Consider the following 26559-nt stretch of genomic DNA (forward strand, 5'->3'; position numbering starts at 1 on the left):
AACGCCTGCTCCACCGCGTACTCGTCGAGCTCCGACAACAGACCGTCCACATCCTCACGGTCCACCGTCAGATCATCGGCAAAACGCCGCTCACCTGTGGCATCGGGCACGTACTTCACACAGACAACGATCCTCAAGCTCACGCCGGCTCTCCTACCTGGGTGCGGTTCGTAGAAATGACATTATGGCACTCAGTACCCTCTGTAAAGGAACCCGGTGCCAGAAAGCTCCTTTCGGTGCTACGTTCCCGGCATGACTGACGCACGCAGACCGGCGAAGAAGGCCCCCATGCGGGAGGTGCTCGCCGAGGCGGCCTTCCAGCTCTTCCTGGAGCGGGGCTTCGAGCGGACGACGGTGGACGACATCGTGGCGCGGGCCGGGGTCGGGCGCCGGTCGTTCTTCCGGTACTTCCCCTCCAAGGAGGACGCGGTCTTCCCGGACCACGAGCGGTGCCTCGCCGACATGACCGCCTTCCTGGCGGAGGCCGGCGACGCCGAGCCGGTCGACGTGGTGAGCGACGCGGCCCGGCTGGTGCTGCGGATGTACTCCGCCAACCCGGAGTTCTCCGTCCAGCGCTACCGGCTCACCCGGGAGGTGCCCGGGCTGCGCACCTACGAACTGTCCGTGGTGCGCCGGTACGAACAGACGCTGGCCGGCTACCTCCGGGCCCGGTACGGCGAATCGGCCGACGGCGCGCTGCGGGCCGAGGTGATCGCCGCGTCCGTGGTCGCCGCGCACAACAACGGGCTGCGGAGCTGGCTGCGCTCGGGCGGCGAGGGCGACGCGGAGGCCGCCGTCGACCACGCGCTCGGACTGGTGCGCCGGGTGTGGGGGAGCGGGATGGACGGAAACACGGCGCCGCCCCCCGCCGACGGCGACGGTGACGTGGTGGTGATGGTCGCGGCGAAGGGTGCCCCGATGTGGCGCGTCGTCCAGCAGGTCGAATCGGCCATCGGGCAGGGCGGACGACCGGGAACGGCATGATCTGGCACTGAGTGTCTTTACGTTTCGACACTCAGTGCCCTATGGTGCGGACGCGTGCCGACGCGCAGACGCGGCGCGCTCCGAGCCGAGCGCAGGGGGTCGAACGTGTCCCAGTCGTCGAGTGGCACCGCGCGGACGGTGCATGAGGAAGCCGGCCTGACCTACCACCGATGCCGCTGGTGCGGCACGGCCTCCTTCCGGAGGCTGCTGTGCCCGGTGTGCGCGTCGAGCGACCTGGAGTCCGAACACAGCGCCGGTCCGGGCATCGTGGTGCGGTCGGGCGTGGTGCACCGCTACACCGAGGCGGCCCGCAACGAGTCCCTCGTCCGGTTCCCCGAGGGCTTCGTGTTCCGCTGCCGGGTCGTGGGCGCCGCGCCGGACCGGGTGATGGTCGGAGCCCGGGTGCGCCCGGCCGTCGTCGAGGGCCCGGACACGGGAGAGGTGGTCTTCGAACTCTGCGACCCGCCGGGGCACGACGACTGGTACTGACGCCGGCCGGTCACGCCCCCGTCACCACCGGGTCGTCGGCGCCCGGGAGGGACATGATTGGCTGGGGGCATGATCGATGACTTTCTCGCCGAGACCGCCGGGGACGCCGGACACCTGACCGAGGTCGAGGCGGCGGTGCGCGCCGCCGCCGCTGCCGAGATCATGCCCCGCCACCGGCAGCTGGCCGCGCACGAGATCGTCGAGAAGAACGGCCCGCACGACCTCGTCACCGTCGCCGACCGCCTCGCCGAGGAACACCTCACCGCCTCCCTCACCAAGCTCCTGCCCGGCTCCGTCGTCGTCGGCGAGGAGGCGGTCCACGCCGACCCGGGGGTGTACGACGCACTGGGCGGCGACGCCCCGGTGTGGATCGTCGACCCGGTCGACGGCACCCGCCAGTTCGTCCGCGGCGAGCAGGGCTTCTGCACCCTGGTGGCCCTCGCCCACCGCGGCGAGCTCCTCGCCTCGTGGACGTACGCACCGGCCCTGGACGAGATGGCGATCGCGGTCCGCGGTCGCGGCGCCACGCTCAACGGCAGGCCGATACGGTCGGGGGCACCCGCCCCCGGCGCAGTCCTGCGCGTGGCGATGTCGCACCCCGACTACACCACCGACGCCCAGAAGCGCGCCCTGCTCGGTCTGCGCACCGAGGGCATCGACGCCCGCCCCTGCGGCTCGGCGGGGCTCGAATACCTCGACATCGCCCGCGGCGACAAGGACGCCGTCGCCTTCAACTGGGAGTACGCCTGGGACCACGCGGCGGGCCTGCTGCTGGTCACCGAGGCGGGCGGCGCCCAGGCCACCCTCTCCGGCGTCCCGTTCCGCATCGCGGGCGGCAACGACCTGCCATTCACCGCGGCACGCGACGAGGCGACCGCCGCACGCGTCCTCGAAGCGCTGCGCACCGGAGCCTGACCGGCTGCTCCCGGCGGCCGCGGCCGCCGGGAGCAGCCCCGCCGTACCGGTCCCGGACCGGCCGAGCCGTGCCCGGGACGCACGGCCGGTCCGGGTCAGGAGACCGGCGTGATCACCGACCGCACCTCGCGCACCAGTTCCGCCGCCCGCTCCACCGCGGCCCCGTCCAGCCCACGCAGCACCGCGCCGACCCGGTCGGCATAGCCCGCCGGAGTGTCCGGCAGCGCCGCCGCGGCGGCCGTGGCGCCCTTCTCGTTGAGGCACCAGACACGATGGTGGGCGTGCAGGGACTGGGCCAGGACGCCGAACGCCCGCGACAGGCACAGGGCGACGTGGAGCGTGTCACCGCCGGGCGCCGACTTGCGGGCGGCCGCCACCGAGAAGTCCGCCTCCCACGCGGCCCCGACGAGCGCGGCGCGCAGCGGCTCCGGATAGTGCCTCGTACGTTCCTGAAGGGCCGTCAACTCGCCCCGCGGATCGGCCAGTACGCGGCCCATCGCGACCTCGCCGGGGTACGCGGGGGACCAGAAGCCCAACGGATGCCCGGGCTGCACACCCACTTCGAAGCGGCCCTCGCGGCAGTCCTCCCAGACCGCCTCGACCCGATCCAGGTCGCGCAGGATCCAGTCCACCGCGACGCCGTCCACCCGCAGCCACGTCCCGCCGTCGACCCAGGGGCCCCAGCCGCCGGGACCGGCGACCTCGGCCGGGGCGCCCTGCACCTCGGACGCCAGCGCGGTCAGCGCGGCCACGTCGGGCGTGCCGCGGTAGTACAGGCCCAGATCCCAGTCGGAGTCCGGGCGGTGGGCGCCCCGGGCCCGGCTGCCGCCCAGGGCGACGGCCCGGATTCCGGGCAGATCGGCCAGGCGGGAGGCCATGTCGAGGATGTGGGAGGGCACGGGCGCGGCAAGGGAGTTCAGTGGGTTCATCGCGCGTGACCCTACCCCCGGCCGGGGCGCCGACGCCTCGGAATATCCTGGGTGCCCTGGCCGTCGGCTGACGAAGGAGTCCGAAGGTGCCGTCGATGCTCGATGCAGTTGTCGTGGGGGCGGGCCCCAACGGACTCACCGCCGCGGTCGAACTGGCCCGCCGCGGTTTCGCCGTGGAGGTCTTCGAAGCGGAGGGGACCGTCGGGGGCGGTGCCCGCACCGAGGAACTGACCCTCCCCGGCTTCCGCCACGACCCCTGTTCCGCCGTCCACCCGTTGGGCATCGGCTCGCCCGCGTTCGGCGCGATGCCGCTCGCCCGGCACGGCCTGGAGTGGCTCCAGCCCGAACTGGCGCTCGCCCACCCGTTCCCGGACGGCACGGCCGCCGTGCTCACCGGCTCGGTGGGGGAGAGCGCCATGTCGCTGGGCGCACGGGACGCGGGCGCGTACCGCAGGCTCGTCGCCCCGTACCTCGGCCACTGGGACACCCTCGCCGAGGACTTCCTGCGCACCCCGTGGGACGGGCTGCCCCGCGATCCGTACCGCTGGGTGCGGTTCGGGCTCGACGCGCTCCAGCCCGCCTCGCTGATCTCCCGCCGCTTCGGCGGGGAGAAGGCGCGCGGACTGTTCGCCGGGCTCGCCGCCCACGCCATAGCCCCCACCAGCGGCCTGGCCACCGGCGGGATCGCCCTGCTCTTCGCGCTGGCGGCGCACGAGAAGGGCTGGCCCGTGCCGCGCGGCGGATCGCAGGCCATCTCCGACGCCCTCGCCTCGTACCTGCGCGAACAGGGCGGCACGATCCACACGGGTACGGAGGTCAAGCGGATCGACGAACTCCCGCCCGCCCGCGCCTACGTCTTCGACACCTCACCGACCGCCGTCGCCCGCATCGCGGGGCTCGGCCGGGCCTACAGCGGCTACCGGTACGGGGCCTCCTGCTTCAAGGTCGATTACGCCCTGTCGGGCCCCGTCCCCTGGACCGCGGAGGAGGCCCGCCGCGCCGGAACGGTCCACATCGGCCCCACCGCGGGAGAGATCGACTCCGCGCTGACGGCCGCGGTGAAGGGGCAGGACCCGAGCGTGCCGTTCCTGATCACCGCACAGCCCAGCCTGATCGACCCGTCCCGCGCGCCCGAGGGCCGGCACGTCTTCTGGGCCTACGGGCACGTCCCGGCGGGCTGGGAGGGCGACGCCACCGACGTCATCGAACGCCAGCTGGAGCGCTTCGCCCCCGGCTTCCGCGACCTGGTGCTCGCCCGCGCGGTCGCCGGGCCGCCGCAACTCGCCGCGCGCAACGCCAACTACGTCGACGGCGACATCGCGTGCGGTGCGTTCGCCGGGCTGCAGACGGTGCTCCGCCCCAAGCTCGCCCGCGTTCCGTACGCGACGGCGCACCCGGCGGTGTTCCTGTGCTCCTCGGCCACCCCGCCCGGCCCCGGTGTGCACGGGATGTCCGGCCACCACGCGGCGAAGGCGGTCTGGCGACGGCTCCGGGCGTCCTGACGGCGGTTCCGGGGGCGGCCCGAAAGGCGCGGTACGGGCCGGCCGCCCGGCGTCACCGCGAAGGGAGGGCGTACGGCCCCGGGCACGCAGCCGGGGCGGACGGGGCGGCCGGGCCCGGATCGCCCGCCGTTCCCCGCCCGTTTCCGGTCATTCCCCGTGCACCCCGTCGGACGCGCACGACCATGCCTGCGGGGACTCGCCGCGGGGCGGGTCGAAGACGCGCCGCAGCCACTGCGCGAGCCGGTCCCCGAAGTCCTCGGCGGAGACGATGTCCGAGGCCGGGAGCATCCCGAAGTCGTCGAGGGAGGCGATGAACTCGACATCGGCCCAGCCGCCCCGGAACAGCACCACGAACAGCTCGGTGTCGTCCGGACCGCGGGCGAGGACCCCCAGGGAGTCGGGGTCGCCCACCCGCGCCCGGTCGGTTTCCAGCGGCTGGGGCCAGGACGCCTCCGCGTCCCGCCACGTCACCGGTTCGAACACCACTCCGCGGTCGCGCCAGGGCGCTGCCCGGTCGGCGAGCACGGCGGCGGCCCGGTCGAGATCGACGGTTCGCTCCATCCCGGGAGCATGGCCGACCGGAGCCCCGCCATCCACCGTTTTACCGGACGGAACGGCGAAACGCCGCCGACGGGCGAGGAGGCGAATCCGAAGGGGCCTGGCAGCGCCGCGTCGATGTCGGAATTCCGCCAGCCCTCCAGGGGTCCGTACCGGATGCTTGAGGCATGTACACCGACACCGAGCGCTGCGCACGGGCCGTCCGGTCCAAGGACGCCCGCTTCGACGGCTGGTTCTTCACGGCGGTCCTGACCACCCGGATCTACTGCCGCCCCAGCTGCCCCGTCGTGCCGCCCAAGGTCGAGAACATGACCTTCTACCCCAGCGCCGCCGCCTGCCAGCAGGCCGGGTTCCGGGCCTGCAAGCGATGCCGGCCCGACACCAGCCCCGGCTCCCCGGAATGGAACGCCCGGGCCGACTCCGTGGCCCGGGCGATGCGCCTCATCCGGGACGGCGTCGTCGACCGCGAGGGCGTTCCCGGGCTCGCGGCCCGGCTCGGCTACTCCGCCCGGCAGATCGAACGCCAACTGCTCGCCGAACTCGGCGCGGGCCCGCTCGCCCTGGCCCGCGCCCAGCGCGCCCAGACCGCGAGGCTCCTCATCGAGACGACCGCGCTGCCCATGGCCGAAGTCGCGTTCGCCGCCGGGTTCTCCTCGATCCGCACCTTCAACGAGACCGTCCGCGAGGTCTTCGCGCTCGCCCCGGGCGAGCTGCGCAGCCGCGCCGCCCGCTCCGCGAACCCTCCCGCCACCCCGGGCACGATCGTACTGCGGCTGCCGTACCGGGCCCCGCTCAACCCCAGCAACCTCTTCGGCCACCTCGCCGCGACCGCGGTCCCCGGCGTCGAGGAGTGGCGGGACGGCGCCTACCGCCGCACGCTCACCCTGCGGTACGGACACGGCACCGTCGCCCTCTCCCCGCAGCCCGGCCACATCGCCTGCCGCCTCTCCCTCACCGATCCGCGGGACCTCACCCTCGCCATCAGCCGCTGCCGCTGGCTGCTCGACCTGGACGCCGACCCGACGGCCGTCGACGAACAGCTGCGCGCCGATCCGCTGCTCGCGCCCCTGGTCGATGAGGCCCCCGGCCGGCGGGTCCCGCGCACCGTCGACGAGGCGGAGTTCGCCGTCCGGGCCGTGCTCGGCCAGCAGGTCTCGACCGCCGCCGCCCGCACCCACGCCGCCCGTCTGGTCACCGCGCACGGCACCCCCGTCGACGACCCGGAGGGCGGCCTCACCCACCTCTTCCCGACCCCCGGGGCGCTCGCCGGACTCGACCCCGAACGGCTCGCCCTGCCGCGCAGCCGCCGCACCACCCTCACCACGCTCGTCGGGGCGCTGGCCGACGGATCGCTCGGCCTCGGCACCGGCACCGACTGGGAACGGGCCCGGGCCGAACTGGCCGCCCTGCCCGGCTTCGGACCCTGGACCGTGGAGGTGATCGCGATGCGGGCGCTCGGCGACCCCGACGCCTTCCTCCCCACGGACCTCGGCATCCGGCGCGCGGCCGGGAAGCTCGGCATCCCGTCAACCCCCGCGGCACTCACCGCCCGCGCGGCGGCCTGGCGGCCCTGGCGGGCATACGCGGTCCAGTACCTGTGGACCGTGGACGACCACCCCATCAACCACCTGCCCACCCGAGAAAGCCGGGAAGACCAGTCATGACCACGAAACCCACGAGCACGGCGCCCCGGCGGCACACGGTCGTCGACAGCCCCTACGGCCCGCTGACCCTCGTCGCCACCGACGGGACCCTCTCCGGCCTCTACATGACCGGGCAGCGTCACCGCCCGCCCGAGGAGACCTTCGGGGAACCGGACCCGCGGCCCTTCGCGGAGACCGTCCGCCAGCTCGACGCCTACTTCGCCGGTGAACTGCACGAGTTCGACCTGCCGCTGCACCTGGACGGCACCCCGTTCCAGCGCAGCGTCTGGGAGCAGCTCCGGCACATCCCGTACGGCGAGACCCGCTCGTACGGCGAACTGGCCGAGATCCTCGGCAAACCGGGTGCCTCGCGCGCGGTGGGGCTCGCCAACGGCAAGAACCCGGTGGGCATCATCGTCCCCTGCCACCGCGTCATCGGGGCCTCGGGCGGACTCACCGGCTACGGCGGCGGGCTCGACCGCAAGCAGCGGCTGCTGGCCTTCGAGAGCGGCACGCAGGACGACACCCCGGCGCTCTTCTGACACCGTCCCGTGCGAGAAAGACACGAGGGCGGCCCCGGACAGGCACGAGGGCGGTCCCGGACGGGAACGTCCGGGACCGCCCTCGGGGCGATCGGGAAGTGCCGGGGCCGGTCGGCCGGGATCAGCCGGTGAAGATCTCCACCAGGGTCCAGATCGCCAGCCCCAGCATGCAGATCCCGCCGATCCGCTGGACCGTCTTCAGCGGCACCCGCTTCGCGATGAACTGCCCCGCCAGCAGCGCCAGCGCCGAGACGGACATCAGGGCCGCCGCCGACCCGATCGCCGTGGACCAGGTGCCGTTGCTCGCGGCCAGGTTGGCCGTGGTGATCTGGGTGAGGTCGCCCCACTCGCTGATGAAGACTGCCATGAACGCGGTCGACCAGACCGGCCAGAAACCGGTAACCGTCTTGCTGCCGGCCTCGTCGTCGTCATCGTCGCCACCGGAGCGCAGCAGCATGAACGCGCCGAAGGCGAAGAGGGAGGCCGACACCAGCTTCACGATCCAGTCGGGCAGCAGTCCGATCAGGCTGCCCGCCCCCACCGCGATGGCGACGTGCACGATGAACGCGGACGAGGTACCGAACCAGACGTACAGCGGCCGCATGCGGGTGCCCATGGCAAGCGACGCGAACATCGTCTTGTCGGGGAGTTCCGCGAGGAAGATCAGCCCGAAGGCGGTGAGGATCGCCAGGGGGTCGAGGTGCATTCCGGGTGGCTTTCTGTGAGAGCCGGGCCCCGGGCCTTCGCGAAGCGCCGGACGGCTCTCGGAGGACCACTCGGCCCGGCATGACGTCAGCGCCCACGGGCGCGGGCGTGTCATACCTGACCGAAGGTCTCGCCCGCCCGCCATGATCCACGGGCCCGGCCACCGGGAACCCGAGGGCTCCAGTGTGTCGACGACCGGTTTGCGGGGCTACTCCCCTTCGCAGCCGTCAACTCTACCCCACCCGCCCACGGGGCAGCGCGGATGTTCGACCCGGCGGTGGGGCCGGTACAGTCCCGTGGTGATCATCCGAGCCGGTACCGGAAGCGCCCACGCATGAGCCGCACACGCAGGACCGCACCCACCGGGGGAACGCCCCGGCCCACCGTCAGCGTCTGCCGGGGCTGTTGCTGCGGGACGCCGAAGATCCCGGACGTGGACCACGCCGGTCAGCTCGCCGGGCTGCGGAGCTCGCTCGGTGACTCCGCCACGGTGCGCGTGGTGGACTGCCTCGACGCCTGCGAGCAGGCCGATGTGATCGTCGTGCAGCCGTCGGCGGAGGGCCGCAGGGCGGGCGGCCGGCCGGTCTGGCTCGGGCTGGTCAACGACCCGGACGCCGTGGCGGACATAGCCGCCTGGGTCGGGGCGGGCGGACCGGGGCTGGCGGACCCGCCCGCGATCCTCGACCTGTACGTGTTCCGCCCCTCGCGCCGTGTGCAACGGGAGCTGGGGGACTGACGGCTCCCCGTCTCAACTCCCCTGAGCCGTACCGGAGTCCGTGCCGGGAGCCGTCCCGGTTTCCGCCGCCAGCCGCCTCAGCAGCGCGGGAAGGGCCGTGCCGATGGGCTCGCGCACGACCTCCTCGGCCAGTTCGTCGTACGGCGTCGGCTCCGCGTTCACCACGATCAGCCGGGCGCCGTGGTCCACCGCGATCCCGGCCAGCGACGCGGCGGGCTGCACCTGGAGCGTCGTACCGACCGCGACGAACACCTCGCACCCCTTGGCGACCGCCATGGCCTGCCCCAGCACCATCGGATCGAGCCGCTCGCCGAACATGACCGTCGCCGACTTCAGGATGCCGCCGCAGACCTCGCACGACGGATCGGGATCGCCCTCCTCGACCCGGGCCAGCGCGTCGGCCATGGAGGAGCGGGTGTGGCAGCAGGTGCAGACCACCTCGCGCGCGGTCCCGTGCAGTTCCAGGACCTTGCGGGCGGGGAGCCCGGCGAGCTGGTGCAGACCGTCCACGTTCTGCGTGATCACCCGCACCGGCGTGCCGGACCGCTCCAGCTCCACGACCGCGCGGTGGGCCGCGTTCGGCTCGGCGTTCCAGGCCGCACTGTCGCGGCGCATCTGCCAGGAGCGGCGGCGGATGTCCGGGTCGGCCATGTAGAAGTCGTACGTGACGAGCTTCTCGGCCTCCGGATCCTTGCGCCAGAGGCCCTTGGGGCCGCGGTAGTCGGGAATGCCGGAGTCGGTGGAGACACCGGCGCCGCTGAGGATCGCGACGAGAGTCATGGCCCCGAGCGTACGCAGCACCGGGCGCCGCCCGCGAGACGATTTCGACTTCGCCCGGTGCCGGGCGTCACGGGCGGCGGTCCGGCGCCGCGGTCAGGCGGTGGGGGCCACGGGACCGAACGGCGACGGGGTCAGGCCCGTCCAGGTGTTCAGCTCGGCGCGGGCGGTCTGCTTGGTGACCCCGCCGTCCTGGAGGGTGCCGCTGCGCGCGACGTAGAACCGCCCGTCGTCCAGCGAGACCAGCCCGTACTGTCCGTACTGCCCCGGCGCCGGCCACCCGTACGTGCCGCTCGCCGCGTCGTGCGCGCCCTCCCGCAGCAGGGGGAGCAGCAGGCCGCGCTCCGGGTCCTGCTGGCCGCGGATCGGACCGCGAACCGGCTTCCGGGCCCCGTCCAGCGCGAAGACCGAGTAGTTGGGGAAGCCCGGCTTGGTGCCCTTGTAGGCGGCCATCAGCCAGTTGCCGCTGTGCCCGTCGTACTCCAGGTTCTGCACGCCGTACGTGGTGTTCCCGGTGTACGCGAAGAACTTGCCGTCGACCCGGGCGGGGCCGCTGGTGTGCGGGGCCGACTCGGTCAGCGGGCGCTCGTACTTCTTCCACCGGGCGACGTCGTACTGGAGCAGCACCTGGTGGTCGTTGTCCGTGCGGTCGGCGTTGGCGTACACGCCGTAGGCGACCGTCAGCTTCTTCCGGGCGTGCTCGCCGCGCCGGTCGCCGAACGCCGGACCGAACGCGACGCCGTCGATGCCGCTGCAGCCGTACCGGTGGTCGGGCGTCCTGCCCGTGTCGCCGTCGAAGACGCCGTCGCCGTTCATGTCGGCGGTGAAGTCCTTCACCACCTCCTTGAGGTAGACGGTCGAGACGACCCCCGTGGTCTGGGCGTCCATGTCCATCCGGGTGATCCGGTCGACGTCGAGGATCGCGATGTAGAAGGACTTCGCCTCCTTGTACTCCAGCGAGCCGTAGACCCGGCCGTCCCGCTCGTTGAAGTCCAGATCGCCGAGGTGGCCGGTGAAACCGGTGACCGAGCCGACCGGGTTGCCCCTGAGATCGGTCTTCACCAGCAGGTTGGTCATCGAGAAGTACATGAAGCCCTTGCGGCGGTCGATGGCCATGCCCTGGACGTGGCCGGACCGCCAGGCGCCCCCGTCGACCGACGACGGCAGCCCGCCGTGCGCGGGGCGGGCCGGGGACGGCACCGGCTCCGCGAGCGCCGTCGAGGCCGTGGTGACAACTGCCGTGCAGGCGAACACGGCCGCGACGATCGCGGCCAGCGGTCCGCCGAGGTGTCCTGTGTGCGTACGCATGATCCCTCCGCATCCGTGGAGTCCGGATGATGCCGGTCGAGCGTGGACTGCGGACGAATGGCATCTGAACTCACGCGTCCGGCAGCCGTCGTCCGGAATACCGGTGATGGGCCGTCAGGACAACGGGACACGAGGGGAATACGGGGCGAATGGGGTGAAGGAGGGGGTGGAGCGGTTCGCTGCTCAGTCGGCCACCGGGCGGCCGTCCACCAGCTCCACCGTGCCGCCGCCGGAGTCGAGGACGTCCAGCGCCGCCCACAGCCGCGGCCCGAGGGTGCCGAGGAGGTGGCGGTCCAGCGCGTCGCGCTCCACCAGCTTCCAGGACAGGAGCTCCTCCTCCTGCAGCCGGATCGCCTTCAGATCGGCCTCGCCGAGCACTCCGCCGTCGTACAGGTACGCGGCGATCGGCGGCCGTTGCGGACTGCGCGACCAGTCGACGGCGAGCAACCGCCCCGGCTCGACGTCGAGTCCGATCTCCTCGGCCGTCTCGCGCCGGGCGGCCTGGCGCGGGCTCTCGCCCTCGTCGGACTCGATCGTTCCGCCTGGCAGGGCCCAGCCCTCCCGGTAGTTCGGCTCGACGAGCAGCACGCGCCCCCGGTCGTCCTGGAACAGCGTGGCCGCGGCGGCCAGTACCCGGGGGAGCCCCGCGATGTAGGTGGCGTAGTCGGTGGTGGTCACGCGTGCAGCGTAGCGGGGTCCGCGCGCGGAGCGGCCCGGCGGCTCTGGGCAGCGGGTATCCGCTGCGGATAGGGTCGGGGCGGCGCGACTGCCTGTTCGAGAGCAAGGGATGCAAGGTGGCGGACGGAGCAGTGATGGAGACCGCACGTGTGCTCGTCGCGGCGGACAAGTTCAAGGGCTCGCTCACGGCCGTGCAGGTCGCGGAGCGGGTGACGGCCGGGCTGCGGCGGGTCGCCCCCGGGGCACGGGTCGAGACCCTGCCCGTGGCCGACGGCGGCGACGGCACGGTGGCGGCGGCGGTGGCCGCCGGATTCGAGCGCCGCGAGGCCCGGGTGACCGGCCCCCTCGGCGGCCCGGTGACCGCGGCGTACGCGCTGCGCGACACCACGGCGGTGGTGGAGATGGCCGAGGCGTCGGGGCTCCAGCACCTGCCCGCGGGGGTGTTCGCCCCGCTCACGGCCACGACGTACGGTTCCGGCGAGCTGCTGGCCGCCGCGCTCGACGCGGGGGCCCGGACCATCGTGTTCGGGGTCGGCGGCAGCGCGACCACGGACGGCGGCGCGGGCATGCTGGCCGCGCTCGGCGCCCGTTTCCTGGACGCGGACGGCAAACCCGTCGGCCCCGGTGGCGGCGGCCTCGCCGCACTGGCCGAGGCGGACCTGTCCGGACTCGATCCGCGACTGGCCGGTGTGGACCTGATCCTCGCCAGCGACGTCGACAACCCGCTGACGGGGCCGAAGGGCGCCCCCGAGGTCTACGGCAGGCAGAAGGGCGCGACCGAGGACGACATCGCGGTCCTCGACGCCGCGCTCGCCCACTACGCGTCCGTCCTCGGCCCGGACCACGCGAGGCTGCCCGGAGCGGGAGCGGCGGGCGGCATCGGCTACGGGGCGCTGGTCGCCCTCGGCGCCCGGTTCCGCCCCGGCATCGAGGTCATGCTCGACGTCCTGGGCTTCGCCCCCGCGCTGGCCCGCGCCGACCTGGTGATCACCGGGGAGGGGTCGCTCGACGAGCAGACCCTCCACGGCAAGGCGCCGGCGGGAGTGGCCGCCGCGGCCCGCGCCGCGGGCATCGAGGTCGTCGCGGTCTGCGGCCGGCTGGCGCTGTCGCAGGAGGCCCTGACCGGGGCCGGCATCAGCCGCGCGTACGCCCTGGCGGACCTGGAGCCGGACCCGGCGGTCTCGATGGCCCAGGCGGGGCCCCTGCTGGAACGCGCCGCCGAGGCGATCGCGCACGACTTCCTGACACGGGCCCGGTAGCCCGCCCCGGCCGGCCGCGGTGACCGCCCCCGCCGGACGGGCCCGGTCCGCCGGGACCGCCCGGCTCACGGAGCTTTGGGGCGGGCGGGGCGGCATCCGTGCCGATCACCCGCCCGCGCCCCGGCCCGGGGCACCGCCCGCACGTCATCCGACGGACGGCGCGGTTCCCAGGCCGCTCCCGTCGACGGCCTCCCCGGTGCCGTCCCCGCCGGCCTCCGCTCCGGGGGCGCCCGGGTCCACGTCCTCGTCGGGGCGCGGGCCGGAGCCGTTCCCGCCGGCCAGCAGGTCGGCCAGGCACTGGAGCTCCGACGGCAGGTCACGGCGCCAGGCCATCGTCACGAACGGCGCGAGAATGATCATGCCGCCGTCCAGATGGGGCCTGACCGAAACGGTGACCGTCGTGCCCCGGAGGCTCGGACTGAGCCGGAACTCCAGCTCCGGGGAGTGCCGGCCCAGCGGGGTCCACATGCCGGCCCCCCGGAAGACCAGGTAATCGACGGGGGCGCTCGCGGTGCACCGGAGACGGTGCGCCCGTCGCCTGCCCGGGAACTTGCAGATGTACTCGTCGCCGAGTTCGGCGGCGATGGGGCCGTCGATCACCCGGTCGATGCTCGACGACCACTCGGCCAGGTTCCGCGGATCCCGGAGGAACGAGAAGACCTCGTCGGCGGGGCGGGACACATGGACATTCGCAGACACATGGGGCATGGCTCCACCTCTTACGGCGCCCGTCCGCCCGGGTATCGGCGTCCGGTTGCCCTCGTCGCGGTGCCGTCGCCCATCAGCCTGCTCCGGTTCACCGGTTCGCGCACCCGTCGCACGACCGATGGAGTGACTCACGGGTCCCGTCGGGCCAGCTTCTCGGAGAGCCGCGCGCAGAGCCGCCGGATCTCGTGGTGGGTGCGGTTGCGTTCGGTGACGGCCGCGCCGAGCAGCAGCGCGGTGAGCGCGGTGACCCCGTTGAACGCCTGGAGGACGATCATGTCGGCGACCAGGCCGTGCTCGGCGAAGGGGCCGGTCATCCGCCCGGCGGCCAGGATCGCGAACGTGGACACGCCCAGCGCGCAGCACGCGGCGCCGGCCCGCTCGAAGCGGAAGGCTGCCCAGATAAGGAAGGGGAACACGAGGAACAGCAGCGAGGGGACCGTGTCGGTCGCCAGGAGGGTGGCGGTCAGGGTGGCGGCCACCAGCGCGGTCGCCTCGATCCACCGCGCCGGGCCGACGTCGCGCGGCCACCGGGCCCTGCGGGCGGCCAGCAGGAACGGCGTCACGACCATGACGCCCATGGCGTCGCCCGTCCACCAGACCAGCCAGGTCGGCCAGAACTGGGCGGCCGGGAGCGCCCCGGACAGGACGAGGGCGCCGGAACCCGCGGACGCGCTGATCAGCGTGCCGGCCAGGGCGCCGAGGAAGACCAGTGCCAGCGCGTCCCGCAGCCGGTCGAGGTCCCTGTGGAAGCCCACGTGCATCAGCAGCAGGAACGAGCAGAGCGGGGCGAGGGTGTTCCCGGCGGTGATGAGCAGCACCGACAGCGGCGAGGGGTCGATGGTGCCGTTGACGACGAGCGCCCCGAGCGCGATCGCGGGCCAGATCCGCACACCGAACACGAGCAGCGCCGCCATCGCGATCCCGGTCGGCGGCCACAGCGGGGTGACCTGGCCGTGCACCAGCTGCTGGAGCAGCCCCAGACGGGCCGTCGCGCAGTAACAGGCGGCCACCCCCAGAACCGTCAGGACCGTGACCGCCCGCCGCCGGAGCCGCGCTCTGTCCACCACAGCAGCATCAGACACCACACCGGGACATCCCGCAGGGCCGGGCACGCCGACGTTCCGCCGATGCCGCGGACGAAGAGGCGCCCCCGGCGTATGCCCGGCCCGCCTCCTGCCGCTCGCGCCGTACCCGCCCCGCCCGGCCGTACCCGCCCCGGCCCGTTCCGTCAGCCGGTGTCCGCCGTGCCGTCGTGGCGGACGACGAGCACGGCGGCGTCGTCCTCGTGACCGGTCAGGTCCGCCACCCGGATCACCCGTGCGGCCAGCTCGTCGGGGTCTGCCCCGTCCGCGGCGCCGACCAGCTCCGCCACCGCGGCGAGCCCCTCGTCGATCGGACAGGACGGCCCCTCCACGACCCCGTCGGTCAGCAGGACCAGATACCCCGGCCCCGCCAGCCCCCGGCGGGTCACCGGGTACGGCTGGTCGCGCAGTATCCCCAGCGGCATGCCGCCGGCGTCCAGACAGACCCCGCGGTCGCCCGAGTCGGTGCCCCACACGAGCGGCACGTGTCCGGCCCTGGCCACGAAGAACTCACCCCGTTCCGGGACGACACGCAGCAGACAGCAGGTCGTGAACAGCTCGCAGTCCAGCGAGATCAGCAGCTCGTTGGCGCGGGCCAGCACCTCGCCGGGGTCGGTCGTCATGTCGGCGAGCGCCCTGAGACCGGCCCGTGCCTCGCCCATGAAGGCGGCGGCCTCCACCCCGTGCCCCTGCACGTCGCCGATGACGATCCCCGTCGCCCCGTCCCGCATCGGGAACGCGTCGTAGAAGTCGCCGCCGATGGCCAGCCCGTCCTGCGAGGGCGCGTAACGGACGCCGATCCGCAGCCCCGGGAACTCGGGCAGCCCGGCCGGGAGCAGATGCCGCTGCAGCGCCATGCCCAGTTCCGCCCTGACCCGGTGGAGCTCGATGTTCTCCAGGGCCCGGTCGACCAGACTCCCGAGGGTGAGCAGGAGCTCCTCGGGGTCGTCCGGTGCGCTGCGGTGTCGGTGCATGGCATCCCCGGCAGTCCGATCCGTCCCCTTTTGAAACCTTAACCTCCCGCCGTCACGCGCAGGGGGTCCGTGGCAGGGGCACGGAGCGGGCCGCCCCGGCGCCAGTACGGGAACGGGGCGCCGCCCGGGGCGTTCCTCCGGCCCGGGGCCGGGGCTACTGGATGAACCGGGGGAGCCACCTGGCCCGGTACTCGGGATGGCCGGCGTGCTCCGCGGCGAGCTGGCGGACGGCGAATCCCAGCCCCACCGCCCGGCCGGACCGGAAATCGTGCTCGGGGCGGTCGGTGTCCAGGTCGGCCACCTCCGCGTACTCGTTCAGGAGCACCCGGCTCGTCTCGATGCGGCGCAGCGTGCGCGCCGGGTCCTGGAAGGCGATGTGCTGGTCGAAACCGAGATTCCGCACGCTGAACGCGATGCCCCCGGACCGGTCGTGCACCTCACCGGGCACATCGGCCGGGCAGCGCCAGCTGTCGCCGCCCGCCCCCTGCGCGATCCGTTCTTCCTCGGCGAGTCGCGCCCGGACGAAATCGATCATCTCGGCGTTGTCTGTCATCGGGTTCCGAATCCTTCATCGTCATGGCCTGATCCGGGGCGGCGCACACGTCCGGCACCGCCGTTCGACCGGCTGCTCACCGCTCCGGACGGCCAGGTGCCTGCGGGGAGGACGGGCCGGTCCGGGCGGGAGGACACACGAAGGCGCCGGCCCATCCCGAGGATGAGCCGGCGCGGACAGCCGTGGAAGAAGCCCCCGTTCCCATGGGCCCAACATACTGTGCCCGTGCCCCCGGCCGGTCCCGGCGAATCGCCGCGGAGGCAGACGAATCCGGCACATCGCATCGGCCGGTCCCGCCCCCCCCGGCATGCGGAAGGGCCCGGGTGCTGGGGAGCACCCGGGCCCTTCCGTTCCGTCGTGTGCGCTACGGCAGCTGCGCCGCCCGCGCCTCGCGCCGGTTGCCGCGGAAGGTGTTCACCCGCCGGGCCGTCGCGAAGAGCGGAATGACCGCGCCCAGGACCACCTGGAGCGCGCAGCCGGTCTGGAGCAGCAGCTGACCGCCGGGGGCGTCGAACGCCCAGGCGGCGAGCAGCCCCATCGCGGCCACGATCCAGCTGAGCATCGCCACCGCGAGGATGCCCCGCGGCTTCGGGTACTCGACCCGGCTGACCATCAGCCACGCCACGCCGACGATCGCGAGGAGCGTCGGCACGAAGGGCAGCTCCAGGAGCACGATCGAGACGACCGTGAGCGCTCCGAAGGGGCTCGGCATGCCCTGGAACATGCCGTCCTTCATGGTCACGCAGGAGAATCTGGCGAGTCTGAGCACCACCGCCAGCAGCACCACGACCGCCGCCAGCGCGGACACCCGCTGGTGCGCGTCGTCCGCGACCATGCCGTACACGAGGACGAAGTACGCCGGGGCGAGCCCGAAGCTGATCAGGTCCGAGAGGTTGTCCAGCTCGGCCCCCATCGGCGAGGAGCGCAGCTTGCGGGCCACGAGCCCGTCGAAGAGGTCGAAGACCGCCGCGAGGAGCATCAGGATGACGGCGGTGGCCGCGGAGTGCCGCGCCATGCCGCTCTCGTCACTGCCCGTGAGGTGCGGAATGAGGATTCCGGTGGTGGTGAAGTACACCGCCATGAATCCGCAGGTGGCGTTGCCGAGTGTGAGGGTATCCGCTATCGACAGCCGCAGAGAGAGCGGCATGTCCTCGCCGGCGTCCTCCTCGGACTCCGCCTCCGGCACCCAGCCGGCCTGTGTGTCGGGATCAATCACGGTCAATTCGAGTCACCCCCGCGGTGGTGGCCTGGCCGACCTCGACCGCGACATCGACACCTTCCGGAAGGTAGATGTCGACCCGCGAGCCGAAGCGGATCAGGCCGATGCGTTCGCCCTGTTCCACCTTCGTACCCTGCGGGACGTACGGGACGATGCGCCGGGCGACCGCACCGGCGATCTGCACCATCTCGATGTCACCGAGCTCGGTGTCGAAGTGCCAGACAACGCGCTCGTTGTTCTCGCTCTCCTTGTTGAACGCCGGAACGAACCCGCCGGGGACGTGCTCGACCGAGGCCACCGTGCCGGCCAGCGGCGCGCGGTTGACGTGGACGTTCAGCGGGCTCATGAAGATCGCGACGCGGGTGCGCCCGTCCTTCCACGGCATGATGCTCTGCACCACTCCGTCGGCCGGTGAGATCACTCGGCCGCGGGTGATCTCGCGCTCGGGGTCGCGGAAGAACCACAGCATGCCCGCCGCGAGCGCGGTGGTGGGCACGGCCACCGCGGCCCAGCGTCCGGACTTGCGGGCCCGGGCGAGGCTGAGTGCCGCGGTGGCGACGGTCGGGAGGAGCCACGGCGAAGCTCCGCGTGCAAGGCGGACCCCGCCGCGTGGTGCAGAGGTTTGGCTGTCGGGCATGGATGACCTTCGTAGCGGATGATGCCGCGCTGGCAACGGGGGACGGCGGCTTTTCCGGCGATGTTATCGGTTGCGAGCCGCAACTGGGCAAGCCAGCAGCCGAGTCGGACGGCTGGAAGGCACTGACCGAGGATGACAGGGTGTGATCTTCTTCGCGGCTAAATCACCTTGAAAGGGACAATCACCCCTGGAACCGGTACTCCTCGAGGAGTCGGCGCCCAATGATCATTTTCTGGATCTCGGCGGTACCTTCGCCGATGAGCAGCATCGGGGCCTCCCGGTAGAGGCGCTCGATCTCGTACTCCTTTGAGAAGCCGTAGCCGCCGTGGATACGGAAGGCGTCCTCGACGACTTCCTTGCAGTATTCGGAGGCGAGGTACTTCGCCATCCCTGCCTCCAGGTCGTTTCGTTCCCCGGAGTCCTTTTTGCGGGCCGCGTTCACCATCATTGCATGGGCGGCCTCGACCTTGGTGGCCATTTCGGCCAGCTTGAACTGGATGGCCTGGTGCTGGGCGATCGGCTTTCCGAAGGTCTGGCGCTGTTGTGCGTAGGAAACGCCGAGTTCGAACGCACGCTGCGCGACACCGCAGCCACGCGCCGCCACATTCACCCGGCCGACCTCGACGCCGTCCATCATTTGGTAAAACCCTCGACCGGTGGTGCCGCCCAGCACCCGATTGGCCGGAATGCGCAGCCCGTCCATGATGAGTTCGGTCGTGTCGACACCCTTGTATCCCATTTTGTCGATCTTGCCGGGAATGGTGAGGCCGGGGCGGACCTCGCCGAATCCGGGTTCCTTCTCCACCAGGAATGTCGTCATCGACTTGTGCGGGGCCGTCCCCTCGGGGTGTCCTTCGTCACTCCGGCACAGAACGGCGACGAGCGAGGACGTGCCACCGTTCGTCAGCCACATCTTCTGGCCGTTCAGGACGTACTCCTCGCCGTCCCGGACGCCCTTGGAGGTGATCGCCGAGACGTCCGAGCCCAGCGCCGGCTCGGACATCGAGAACGCGCCCCGGACCTCGCCCAGCGCCATTCGCGGCAGGAAGGTGTCCTTCTGCTCCTGGGTGCCGTGCTGCTTGAGCATGTACGCCACGATGAAGTGCGTGTTGATGATTCCCGAGACGCTCATCCAGCCGCGGGCGATCTCCTCCACGCACAGCGCGTATGTGAGAAGCGACTCACCCAGGCCGCCGTACTCCTCGGGGATCATCAGCCCGAACAGGCCGAGTTCCTTGAGGCCCTCCACGATCTCGGTGGGGTACTCGTCACGGTGCTCCAGTTGGGTCGCGACCGGGATGATCTCCTTGTCGACGAAATCCCGGACCGTGGAGAGGATTTCCCGCTGGACGTCGTTGAGGCCGGCGGTCTGGGCGAGTCGCGTCATGGCTACTTCTCCACGTTCTTCTGCGAAGGCTGGTTCAGCTCGGGACGGCCGGGCTGCTCCCCGCCGCGCTCCTTGATGTACGTCTCGGTGGGGACCATCACCTTGCGGCGGAACACGCAGACGAGCGTGCCGTCCTGCTTGTACCCCTTGGTTTCCACGTAAACGATTCCGCGGTCGCTCTTCGACCTCGACGGCGTCTTGTCGAGAACGGTCGTCTCGCCGTAGATCGTGTCGCCGTGGAAGGTCGGCGCGACGTGCTTCAGCGACTCGATCTCCAGATTGGCGATGGCCTTTCCGGAGACGTCCGGCACGGACATGCCGAGCAGCAGCGAGTAGATGTAGTTGCCGACGACGACGTTCTTCCCGAAGTCGGTCGTCCGCTCCGCGTAGTTGCTGTCCATGTGCAGCGGGTGATGATTCATGGTCAGCAGACAGAAGAGGTGGTCGTCGTACTCCGTGACCGTCTTCCCGGGCCAGTGCTTGTAGACCGCACCGACCTCGAACTCCTCGTACGTGCGTCCGAACTGCATGATCAGGCCTCCGGGGCTTCGAACTTGGAGGTGCGCTGCATGCCGGCGGCGCGGCCCTTGCCCGCGATGACGAGGGCCATCTTGCGGCTGGCCTCGTCGATCATCTCGTCGCCGAGCATCGCCGAACCCTTCTTGCCGCCCTCCTCCGAGGTGCACCACTCGTACGCGTCGAGGATCAGCTCGGCGTGGTCGTAGTCCTCCTGCGAGGGCGAGAACACCTCGTTGGCCGCCTCGACCTGACCGGGGTGCAGCACCCACTTGCCGTCGAAGCCCAGCGCCGCCGCACGCCCCGCGACCTCGCGGTACGCGTCCACGTCGCGGATCTGGAGGAAGGGGCCGTCGATCGCCTGGAGGTCGTGCGTGCGGGCCGCCATCAGGATGCGCATCAGGATGTAGTGGTAGGCGTCCGCCGGGTAGCCGGGCGGCTGCTGACCGACGACCAGGGTCTTCATGTTGATCGACGCCATGAAGTCGGCCGGGCCGAAGATCAGCGTCTCCAGACGGGGCGAGGCGGCGGCGATGTCGTCGATGTTCACCAGGCCCTTGGCGTTCTCGATCTGCGCCTCGATGCCGATCCGGCCGACCTCGAAGCCCATCGTCTTCTCGATCTGGGTCAGCAGCAGGTCGAGGGCGACGACCTGCTGGGCGTCCTGGACCTTGGGCAGCATGATGCAGTCGAGGTTCTGGCCGGCGCCCTCGACGACCGTGATGACGTCGCGGTAGGTCCAGTGGGTGGTCCAGTCGTTGACCCGCACGACCCGGGTCTTGCCCGTCCAGTCGCCGTTGTTCAGCGCGTCGACGATGGTGTGCCGGGCACCCTCCTTGGCGAGCGGCGCACAGGCGTCCTCCAGGTCGAGGAAGACCTGGTCGGCGGGGAGGCCCTGGGCCTTCTCCAGGAACCGCGGGTTCGAGCCGGGCACGGCCAGGCACGAGCGGCGCGGACGCAGACGATTGACGGCAGTCATGCGGGGACCTCCAGAGGGTCGAGCTTGTTCGCTTTCCGGATCTCGTCGACGATACGGCCGATGATCTCCGTGATACCGAAATCCTTCGGGGTGAATACGGCGGCGACACCGGCCCCGACCAGGGCCGCGGCGTCGGCGGGCGGAATGATCCCGCCCGCGATCACCGGGATGTCGGCGGCGCCCGCCTCGCGCAGCCTGGTGAGCACGTCGGGCACGAGCTCGGCGTGCGAGCCGGACAGGATCGACAGGCCGACGCAGTGCACGTCCTCGGCGAGCGCGGCCGAGACGATCTGTTCGGGGGTCAGCCGGATCCCCTGGTAGACGACTTCGAAGCCGGCGTCACGGGCCCGTACGGCGATCTGCTCGGCGCCGTTGGAGTGCCCGTCCAGGCCCGGCTTGCCGACCAGCAGCCGCAGCCGTCCGGCGCCCAGGTCGGCCGCGGTCCCGGCGACCTTCTCGCGGACCAGGGCGAGCGGCGTGCCGGCCTCGGCGGTCACCGCGACCGGGGCGGACGAGACGCCCGTCGGGGCCCGGAACTCGCCGAAGACGTCCCGCAGCGCCCAGGACCACTCGCCGGTGGTGACGCCCGCGCGGGCGCACTCCAGGGTCGCCTCCATGAGGTTCCCGGTGCCCGCGGCGGCCTTCTTCAGGGCGGCCAGGGCGTCACCGGCGCGGGCCTCGTCCCGGTCGTCGCGCCACCGGTGCAGGGCCGCCACGACCCCGGCCTCGTTGGCGGGGTCGACCGTCATGATCGCCCCGTCGAGGTCGGCGGTGAGCGGGTTCGGCTCCGTCGTGTCGTGGATGTTGACGCCGACGATCTTCTCCTCGCCGCCCTCGATCCGGGCCCGGCGGGCGGCGTGCGAGGAGACCAGCTCGGACTTCAGGTAGCCGGACTCGACGGCCGCCATGGCGCCGCCCATCTCCTGGATCCGGTCGATCTCGGCGAGCGACTCGGCGACCAGCTCGTCGACCTTGGCCTCGATGACGTGCGACCCGGCGAAGATGTCCTCGTACTCCAGCAGGTCGCTCTCGTGCGCGAGGACCTGCTGGATGCGCAGCGACCACTGCTGGTCCCAGGGCCGGGGGAGCCCCAGCGCCTCGTTCCAGGCCGGCAGCTGCACGGCGCGGGCGCGGGCGTCCTTGGAGAGCGTGACGGCCAGCATCTCCAGGACGATGCGCTGGACGTTGTTCTCCGGCTGCGCCTCGGTCAGGCCGAGCGAGTTGACCTGGACGCCGTAGCGGAAGCGGCGCTGCTTGGGGTCGGTGATGCCGTACCGGTCGCTGGTGATCCGGTCCCAGATGCGGCCGAAGGCCCGCATCTTGCACATCTCCTCGATGAACCGGACGCCCGCGTTCACGAAGAAGGAGATCCGCGCGACCACGTCGCCGAACTTCTCCTCGGGCACCTGGCCGGAGTCGCGCACGGCGTCCAGGACCGCGATGGCCGTCGACATGGCGTACGCGATCTCCTGGACCGGGGTGGCGCCCGCCTCCTGCAGGTGGTAGCTGCAGATGTTGATCGGGTTCCACTTCGGGATGTGCCGGACCGTGTACGTGATCATGTCGGTGGTCAGCCGCAGGGAGGGGCCCGGCGGGAAGACGTGCGTCCCGCGCGAGAGGTACTCCTTGACGATGTCGTTCTGCGTCGTCCCCTGGAGCCGGGTGATGTCGGCGCCCTGCTCCTCCGCGACCACCTGGTAGAGCGCCAGCAGCCACATCGCGGTGGCGTTGATCGTCATCGAGGTGTTCATCTGTTCCAGCGGGATGTCCTGGAACAGCCGGCGCATGTCACCGAGGTGCGACACCGGCACGCCGACCCGGCCGACCTCGCCGCGGGCGAGGATGTGGTCGGGGTCGTAGCCGGTCTGCGTCGGCAGGTCGAAGGCGACCGACAGGCCGGTCTGGCCCTTGGCGAGGTTGCGCCGGTAGAGCTCGTTGGACGCCTCGGCGGTCGAGTGACCGGCGTACGTCCGCATGAGCCACGGGCGGTCCTTCTGACGGCCGCTCATGTCAGACGTTCCTGAATCGGTTGATGGCGTCGATGTGCTTCTCGCGCATCTCCTCGTCCCGGACGCCGAGCCCCTCGCGCGGGGCCAGGGCCAGCACGCCGACCTTGCCCTGGTGGAGGTTGCGGTGGACGTCGTACGCGGCCTGGCCGGTCTCCTCCAGGGAGTAGACCTTCGACAGGGTCGGGTGGATCTTGCCCTTGGCGACCAGGCGGTTGGCCTCCCACGCCTCGCGGTAGTTGGCGAAGTGCGAGCCGACGATCCTCTTCAGCGACATCCACAGGTAGCGGTTGTCGTACTCGTGGTTGTAGCCGGAGGTGGAGGCGCAGGTGACGATGGTGCCGCCCTTGCGGGTGACGTAGACGGAGGCGCCGAAGGTCTCGCGGCCGGGGTGCTCGAAGACGATGTCCACGTCCTCGCCGCCGGTCAGTTCGCGGATGCGCTTGCCGAAGCGCTTCCACTCGCGCGGGTCCTGGGTGTGCTCGTCCTTCCAGAACTTGTAGCCCTCGGCGTTGCGGTCGATGATCGCCTCGGCGCCCATGCTCCGGCAGATCTCCGCCTTCTGCGGCGAGGAGACGACACAGATCGGGTTGGCGCCGCCGGCCAGGGCGAACTGGGTCGCGTACGAACCGAGTCCGCCGCTGGCGCCCCAGATCAGCACGTTGTCGCCCTGCTTCATGCCGGCGCCGTTGCGGGAGACGAGCTGGCGGTACGCGGTGGAGTTGACCAGGCCCGGGGCCGCCGCCTCCTCCCAGCTGAGGTGCTTCGGCTTGGGCATCAGCTGGTTGGACTTGACGAGCGCGATCTCGGCGAGGCCGCCGAAGTTGGTCTCGAAGCCCCAGATGCGCTGCTCCGGGTCGAGCATCGTGTCGTTGTGGCCGTCGGAGGACTCCAGCTCCACCGACAGGCAGTGCGCGACGACCTCGTCACCGGGGTTCCAGGCGTTGACGCCGGGACCGGTGCGCAGGACGACGCCCGCCAGGTCGGAACCGATGACGTGGTACGGCAGGTCGTGGCGCCTGGTGAGCTCGCTGAGCCTTCCGTAGCGCTCCAGGAACCCGAAGGTGGAGAGCGGCTCGAAGATCGAGGTCCAGACGGAGTTGTAGTTCACCGAGCTCGCCATGACGGCGACCAGGGCCTCGCCGGGCCCGAGTTCGGGCACCGGGACCTCGTCGAGGTGCAAGGACTTGCGGGGGTCCTTGTCGCGGGTGGCGAGGCCGTGGAACATCTCGGTCTCGTCCTTGTGCACGGTCACCGCGCGGTACGACTCGGGGATGGGCAGGGCCGCGAAGTCCGCGGTGGTGACCGCGGCGGAGCCGCTTCCCGATTCCGTCTGCGATTGGATCGCGTCCAGGATTTCCTTCACGGTGTGCCTCCGGCGGATGGGGGCGCTCGGGAACGCGTGAGCAGTCCCTGCGAGCAATGGCGAGCAGTGTGGTGTGGAGGTGTTGCCGTCGGTTCGGCTGTCAAAGCTTCGGCGTGCTCTGTGGAGCGGAAGGGGTTCGCCTGTGACGCAGGCGTCCGGGCGCGCAGGCACATCGCTTGCGGGGACAGCCGACGTGCGTGAGATCCCAGCACGCCGGCCGCCCGGACACCTTCAACGTATGGCACTCCGTGACACCTGGCAAGGCACTGCGTGCCAACAATTTCTCTCACTTGTCACCCGCCGGGCACCGATGAGCGTTGTGCGGGGTGTTTCGCCGAGGTATGCCCCGTAAAGGACCGCGAATGATCGATCAGCGCGACCGGTACACGTAGGGCGTCGTGATGCTCAGGGCCACGAACCCGAGCCGCCGGAGGATCGGGGCGCTCATGTCGGAGGCGTCGACCTGGAGGTGCTGGTACCCCCGCTCCGCCGCGATCCGGGCTCGGAGCGCGACCAGGGCCCGGTAGACGCCCCGCCCGCGCCATTCCCCGACCGTGCCGCCGCCCCAGAGCCCCGCGAAGCCCGTGCCCGGGTACAGCTCCATCCGGGCCGAGCTCACCGCCTCGTCGCCCGCCATGGCGAGCACCCCGACGAAGTGCTCCGGATCCTGTTCGAGCCGGCTCAGCACCTGGTGGCGCAGGTGCGGCAGCTCCTCCCCGAAGGCCCGCTCGTGGGTGCGGACCAGCAGCTCCGCGTCGGCCACGTCGCGCACGGTGCGCAACCGGATGCCCTCGGGCGGCTCCACCGCCGTCGACAGCTCCGCCACCGGGGCGACCAGCAGGGTCTCCGGCTCCTCCGCCTCGAAGCCGGCCGCCAGGAGGCGCCGCGCCAGTTCGGCCGGCCGGTCGTGCGCGTACAGCTTCCACTCGAACCCGTCGCACCCGAGCTCCGCGTAGCGCGCCACCTGGGCCGCGATCACCTCGTCCGTCCGGGCGGGGTCCAGCCCCGGGGACGACCAGACGATCCCGTTCCAGTCCTCGGCGCCGCCGACCTGGCGCACGACGTCGCCGGTGCGCTCCACCTCGACGCCGGGACCGTCGGGGCGGGCGTGCTCGCGCATCTCCCGGTCGAACAGGGCCAGCAGTGTCTCGCGATCATGAGTCATCCGCCCACCACAGCACCGGCACGGGGGTGCGGCAACAGGGTTTCGGCGCGATGACGACGGACGGGGGCGTGCCCGGCCCCGGGCACGCCCCCGTCCGCGGGCCGTCCGCGGGACCTCAGCGGTCCCGGAGCGCCTGCTGGATGGTGCGCATCACTTCGTCCAGCGGGGCGTCGGTGCGGGCCACCGCGACCAGCACCTCGTCGTGGGACGTCACCGAGGCGGCCGGCTGCTTCGCCGGTTCGGTGCCGGCGATCCGGCCCGCGCCGATGCCGGTGCCGAAGGTGTCGCGGACGATCGCGAAGGCGTGGTCGAGCTGGGCCTCCACGTCGCCCTCGCCGCCCGCCCGCAGCCAGCGGCGCAGCACGTGGTTGTGCGCGGTGACGACGGCGGACGCCGCGACCTCCGCCAGCAACGGGTCGTCGTTGCCGACCTGGTGGTCGCGCTCGTCGAAATGGCCCAGCAGATAACGCGTGAAGAGCCGCTCGTAGCGGGCCACCGAGGCGATCTCGGCCTCGCGCAGGGTGGGGACCTCGCGGGTCAGCTTGTAGCGGGCCACGGAGACCGCGGGCTTCGCCGCGTACATCTTCATGACTTCCTTGATGCCGCGGCAGACGGTGTCGAGGGGGTGCTCGTGCGCCGGTGCGGCGTTGAGGACGGCCTCGGCCCTGACGAGGGTGTCGTCGTGGTCCGGGAAGATCGCCTCTTCCTTGGAGCGGAAGTGCCGGAAGAAGGTGCGCCGGGCGACTCCCGCGGCGCCGGCGATCTCGTCGACCGTCGTCGCCTCGTAGCCCTTCGTGGCGAAGAGTTCCATGGCCGCGGCGGCCAATTCACGCCGCATTTTGAGCCGTTGGGCGGCGGCGCGAGTGCCTGCGGCACTTTCCTGGGCGTCGGACGCGGCGGAGGCACGGGAGGACCGGGCGGGCTGGGACATGGTGTGAACGT

28 protein-coding genes and 1 pseudogene are annotated in these 26559 nt (G+C 71.9%); 9 read left to right on the forward strand and 20 right to left on the reverse strand.

Annotated elements, in window-relative coordinates; all coding sequences use genetic code 11:
* Positions 1–143: pseudogene (locus tag ABZZ04_RS30900) on the reverse strand (electron transfer flavoprotein subunit beta); the annotation flags it as partial.
* A 109-nt stretch (positions 144–252) separates the two neighbouring features.
* On the opposite strand from ABZZ04_RS30900, the gene ABZZ04_RS30905 reads away from it, so the two are divergent.
* From ABZZ04_RS30905 to ABZZ04_RS30915, 3 genes are all read left to right on the forward strand, one after another.
* Positions 253–984: a TetR family transcriptional regulator gene (locus ABZZ04_RS30905; RefSeq protein WP_356935529.1), complete on the forward strand. Its 732-nt coding sequence runs from the start codon at positions 253–255 to the stop codon at positions 982–984.
* Between the two features lie 138 nt (positions 985–1122).
* Positions 1123–1473, forward strand: coding sequence for a zinc ribbon domain-containing protein (locus tag ABZZ04_RS30910; protein WP_356935530.1), 351 nt, complete (start codon positions 1123–1125; stop codon positions 1471–1473).
* A 69-nt stretch (positions 1474–1542) separates the two neighbouring features.
* Entirely contained in the window at positions 1543–2388 is an 846-nt protein-coding gene (locus ABZZ04_RS30915; protein ID WP_356935531.1) for an inositol monophosphatase family protein, read from the forward strand.
* A gap of 95 nt (positions 2389–2483) precedes the next feature.
* On the opposite strand, the gene ABZZ04_RS30920 is transcribed toward ABZZ04_RS30915, so the two are convergent.
* Positions 2484–3317, reverse strand: coding sequence for a nucleotidyltransferase domain-containing protein (locus tag ABZZ04_RS30920; protein WP_356935532.1), 834 nt, complete (start codon positions 3315–3317; stop codon positions 2484–2486).
* A gap of 86 nt (positions 3318–3403) precedes the next feature.
* On the opposite strand from ABZZ04_RS30920, the gene ABZZ04_RS30925 reads away from it, so the two are divergent.
* Complete coding sequence (locus tag ABZZ04_RS30925; protein ID WP_356935533.1) at positions 3404–4819, forward strand: NAD(P)/FAD-dependent oxidoreductase; 1416 nt, start codon at positions 3404–3406, stop codon at positions 4817–4819.
* Between the two features lie 147 nt (positions 4820–4966).
* Here the strand turns inward: ABZZ04_RS30925 and ABZZ04_RS30930 are convergent, their stop codons facing one another.
* On the reverse strand, positions 4967–5380 hold the full coding sequence (locus ABZZ04_RS30930; protein WP_356935534.1) for a hypothetical protein: 414 nt from the start codon (positions 5378–5380) through the stop codon (positions 4967–4969).
* Between the two features lie 164 nt (positions 5381–5544).
* Between ABZZ04_RS30930 and ABZZ04_RS30935 the strand changes: the two genes are divergently transcribed.
* Together ABZZ04_RS30935 and ABZZ04_RS30940 are read left to right on the forward strand one after the other, a co-directional pair.
* Entirely contained in the window at positions 5545–7041 is a 1497-nt protein-coding gene (locus tag ABZZ04_RS30935) for an AlkA N-terminal domain-containing protein (RefSeq protein ID WP_356935535.1), read from the forward strand.
* Positions 7038–7562, forward strand: a complete 525-nt coding sequence (locus ABZZ04_RS30940) for a methylated-DNA--[protein]-cysteine S-methyltransferase (protein ID WP_356935536.1) — start codon at positions 7038–7040, stop codon at positions 7560–7562. Before ABZZ04_RS30935 ends, ABZZ04_RS30940 begins: the two co-directional genes overlap by 4 nt.
* 121 nt (positions 7563–7683) lie before the next feature.
* On the opposite strand, the gene ABZZ04_RS30945 is transcribed toward ABZZ04_RS30940, so the two are convergent.
* A complete protein-coding gene (locus tag ABZZ04_RS30945; RefSeq protein ID WP_356935537.1) occupies positions 7684–8268 on the reverse strand; it encodes a TMEM165/GDT1 family protein in 585 nt (194 codons plus the stop codon).
* Positions 8269–8601: 333 nt separating this feature from the next.
* Between ABZZ04_RS30945 and ABZZ04_RS30950 the strand changes: the two genes are divergently transcribed.
* Positions 8602–9003: a (2Fe-2S) ferredoxin domain-containing protein gene (locus ABZZ04_RS30950; protein ID WP_356935538.1), complete on the forward strand. Its 402-nt coding sequence runs from the start codon at positions 8602–8604 to the stop codon at positions 9001–9003.
* 12 nt (positions 9004–9015) lie between these two features.
* Here ABZZ04_RS30950 and ABZZ04_RS30955 read toward each other — a convergent pair whose 3' ends face one another.
* The 3 genes from ABZZ04_RS30955 to ABZZ04_RS30965 form a co-directional block, all read right to left on the reverse strand.
* Positions 9016–9783 carry a Sir2 family NAD-dependent protein deacetylase gene (locus ABZZ04_RS30955; RefSeq protein WP_356935539.1) on the reverse strand — a complete coding sequence of 256 codons (768 nt, stop codon included), beginning with the start codon at positions 9781–9783 and terminating at the stop codon, positions 9016–9018.
* A 93-nt stretch (positions 9784–9876) separates the two neighbouring features.
* Entirely contained in the window at positions 9877–11088 is a 1212-nt protein-coding gene (locus ABZZ04_RS30960; protein ID WP_356935540.1) for a hypothetical protein, read from the reverse strand.
* A gap of 183 nt (positions 11089–11271) precedes the next feature.
* Positions 11272–11766: an NUDIX hydrolase gene (locus ABZZ04_RS30965; protein ID WP_356935541.1), complete on the reverse strand. Its 495-nt coding sequence runs from the start codon at positions 11764–11766 to the stop codon at positions 11272–11274.
* A gap of 134 nt (positions 11767–11900) precedes the next feature.
* On the opposite strand from ABZZ04_RS30965, the gene ABZZ04_RS30970 reads away from it, so the two are divergent.
* Positions 11901–13025, forward strand: coding sequence for a glycerate kinase (locus ABZZ04_RS30970; protein WP_356935542.1), 1125 nt, complete (start codon positions 11901–11903; stop codon positions 13023–13025).
* A gap of 144 nt (positions 13026–13169) precedes the next feature.
* Here the strand turns inward: ABZZ04_RS30970 and ABZZ04_RS30975 are convergent, their stop codons facing one another.
* The 6 genes from ABZZ04_RS30975 to ABZZ04_RS31000 all read right to left on the reverse strand — a co-directional run bounded on the left by ABZZ04_RS30975 (position 13170) and on the right by ABZZ04_RS31000 (position 18198).
* Positions 13170–13733 (reverse strand): SRPBCC family protein, encoded by a 564-nt coding sequence (locus ABZZ04_RS30975; RefSeq protein ID WP_356935543.1) that lies wholly within the window; start codon positions 13731–13733, stop codon positions 13170–13172.
* Between the two features lie 128 nt (positions 13734–13861).
* Positions 13862–14800 (reverse strand): MASE1 domain-containing protein, encoded by a 939-nt coding sequence (locus ABZZ04_RS30980; RefSeq protein WP_356935544.1) that lies wholly within the window; start codon positions 14798–14800, stop codon positions 13862–13864.
* 161 nt (positions 14801–14961) lie between these two features.
* Complete coding sequence (locus ABZZ04_RS30985; protein WP_356935545.1) at positions 14962–15789, reverse strand: PP2C family protein-serine/threonine phosphatase; 828 nt, start codon at positions 15787–15789, stop codon at positions 14962–14964.
* Positions 15790–15943: 154 nt separating this feature from the next.
* A complete protein-coding gene (locus ABZZ04_RS30990) occupies positions 15944–16342 on the reverse strand; it encodes a DUF6221 family protein (RefSeq protein WP_356935546.1) in 399 nt (132 codons plus the stop codon).
* A 364-nt stretch (positions 16343–16706) separates the two neighbouring features.
* The gene (pssA, locus tag ABZZ04_RS30995; RefSeq protein ID WP_262375968.1) at positions 16707–17564 is read right to left on the reverse strand and encodes a CDP-diacylglycerol--serine O-phosphatidyltransferase; all 858 of its coding nucleotides are present in this window, start codon (positions 17562–17564) and stop codon (positions 16707–16709) included.
* Entirely contained in the window at positions 17551–18198 is a 648-nt protein-coding gene (locus tag ABZZ04_RS31000) for a phosphatidylserine decarboxylase (RefSeq protein ID WP_356935547.1), read from the reverse strand. The genes pssA and ABZZ04_RS31000 overlap by 14 nt, the downstream gene beginning before the upstream one ends.
* 2 nt (positions 18199–18200) lie before the next feature.
* Between ABZZ04_RS31000 and ABZZ04_RS31005 the strand changes: the two genes are divergently transcribed.
* A complete protein-coding gene (locus ABZZ04_RS31005) occupies positions 18201–18344 on the forward strand; it encodes a hypothetical protein (protein ID WP_356935548.1) in 144 nt (47 codons plus the stop codon).
* A 35-nt stretch (positions 18345–18379) separates the two neighbouring features.
* Here the strand turns inward: ABZZ04_RS31005 and ABZZ04_RS31010 are convergent, their stop codons facing one another.
* From ABZZ04_RS31010 to ABZZ04_RS31040, 7 genes are all read right to left on the reverse strand, one after another.
* Positions 18380–19585, reverse strand: coding sequence for an acyl-CoA dehydrogenase family protein (locus ABZZ04_RS31010; RefSeq protein WP_148840239.1), 1206 nt, complete (start codon positions 19583–19585; stop codon positions 18380–18382).
* Between the two features lie 2 nt (positions 19586–19587).
* Positions 19588–20115 carry a MaoC family dehydratase gene (locus ABZZ04_RS31015; RefSeq protein WP_148840240.1) on the reverse strand — a complete coding sequence of 176 codons (528 nt, stop codon included), beginning with the start codon at positions 20113–20115 and terminating at the stop codon, positions 19588–19590.
* A 2-nt stretch (positions 20116–20117) separates the two neighbouring features.
* The gene (locus tag ABZZ04_RS31020; protein WP_356935549.1) at positions 20118–21080 is read right to left on the reverse strand and encodes a CoA ester lyase; all 963 of its coding nucleotides are present in this window, start codon (positions 21078–21080) and stop codon (positions 20118–20120) included.
* Positions 21077–23089 (reverse strand): protein meaA, encoded by a 2013-nt coding sequence (locus ABZZ04_RS31025; protein ID WP_356935550.1) that lies wholly within the window; start codon positions 23087–23089, stop codon positions 21077–21079. Before ABZZ04_RS31025 ends, ABZZ04_RS31020 begins: the two co-directional genes overlap by 4 nt.
* Position 23090: 1 nt before the next feature.
* Positions 23091–24452 (reverse strand): crotonyl-CoA carboxylase/reductase, encoded by a 1362-nt coding sequence (gene ccrA / locus ABZZ04_RS31030; protein WP_356935551.1) that lies wholly within the window; start codon positions 24450–24452, stop codon positions 23091–23093.
* 370 nt (positions 24453–24822) lie between these two features.
* A complete protein-coding gene (locus ABZZ04_RS31035) occupies positions 24823–25617 on the reverse strand; it encodes a GNAT family N-acetyltransferase (RefSeq protein ID WP_356935552.1) in 795 nt (264 codons plus the stop codon).
* 115 nt (positions 25618–25732) lie between these two features.
* Positions 25733–26548, reverse strand: coding sequence for a TetR family transcriptional regulator (locus ABZZ04_RS31040; protein WP_356935553.1), 816 nt, complete (start codon positions 26546–26548; stop codon positions 25733–25735).
* Positions 26549–26559 lie beyond the last annotated feature (11 nt).

This window comes from Streptomyces sp. NPDC006435 (assembly GCF_040612315.1).
Classification (GTDB): Bacteria; Actinomycetota; Actinomycetes; order Streptomycetales; family Streptomycetaceae; genus Streptomyces.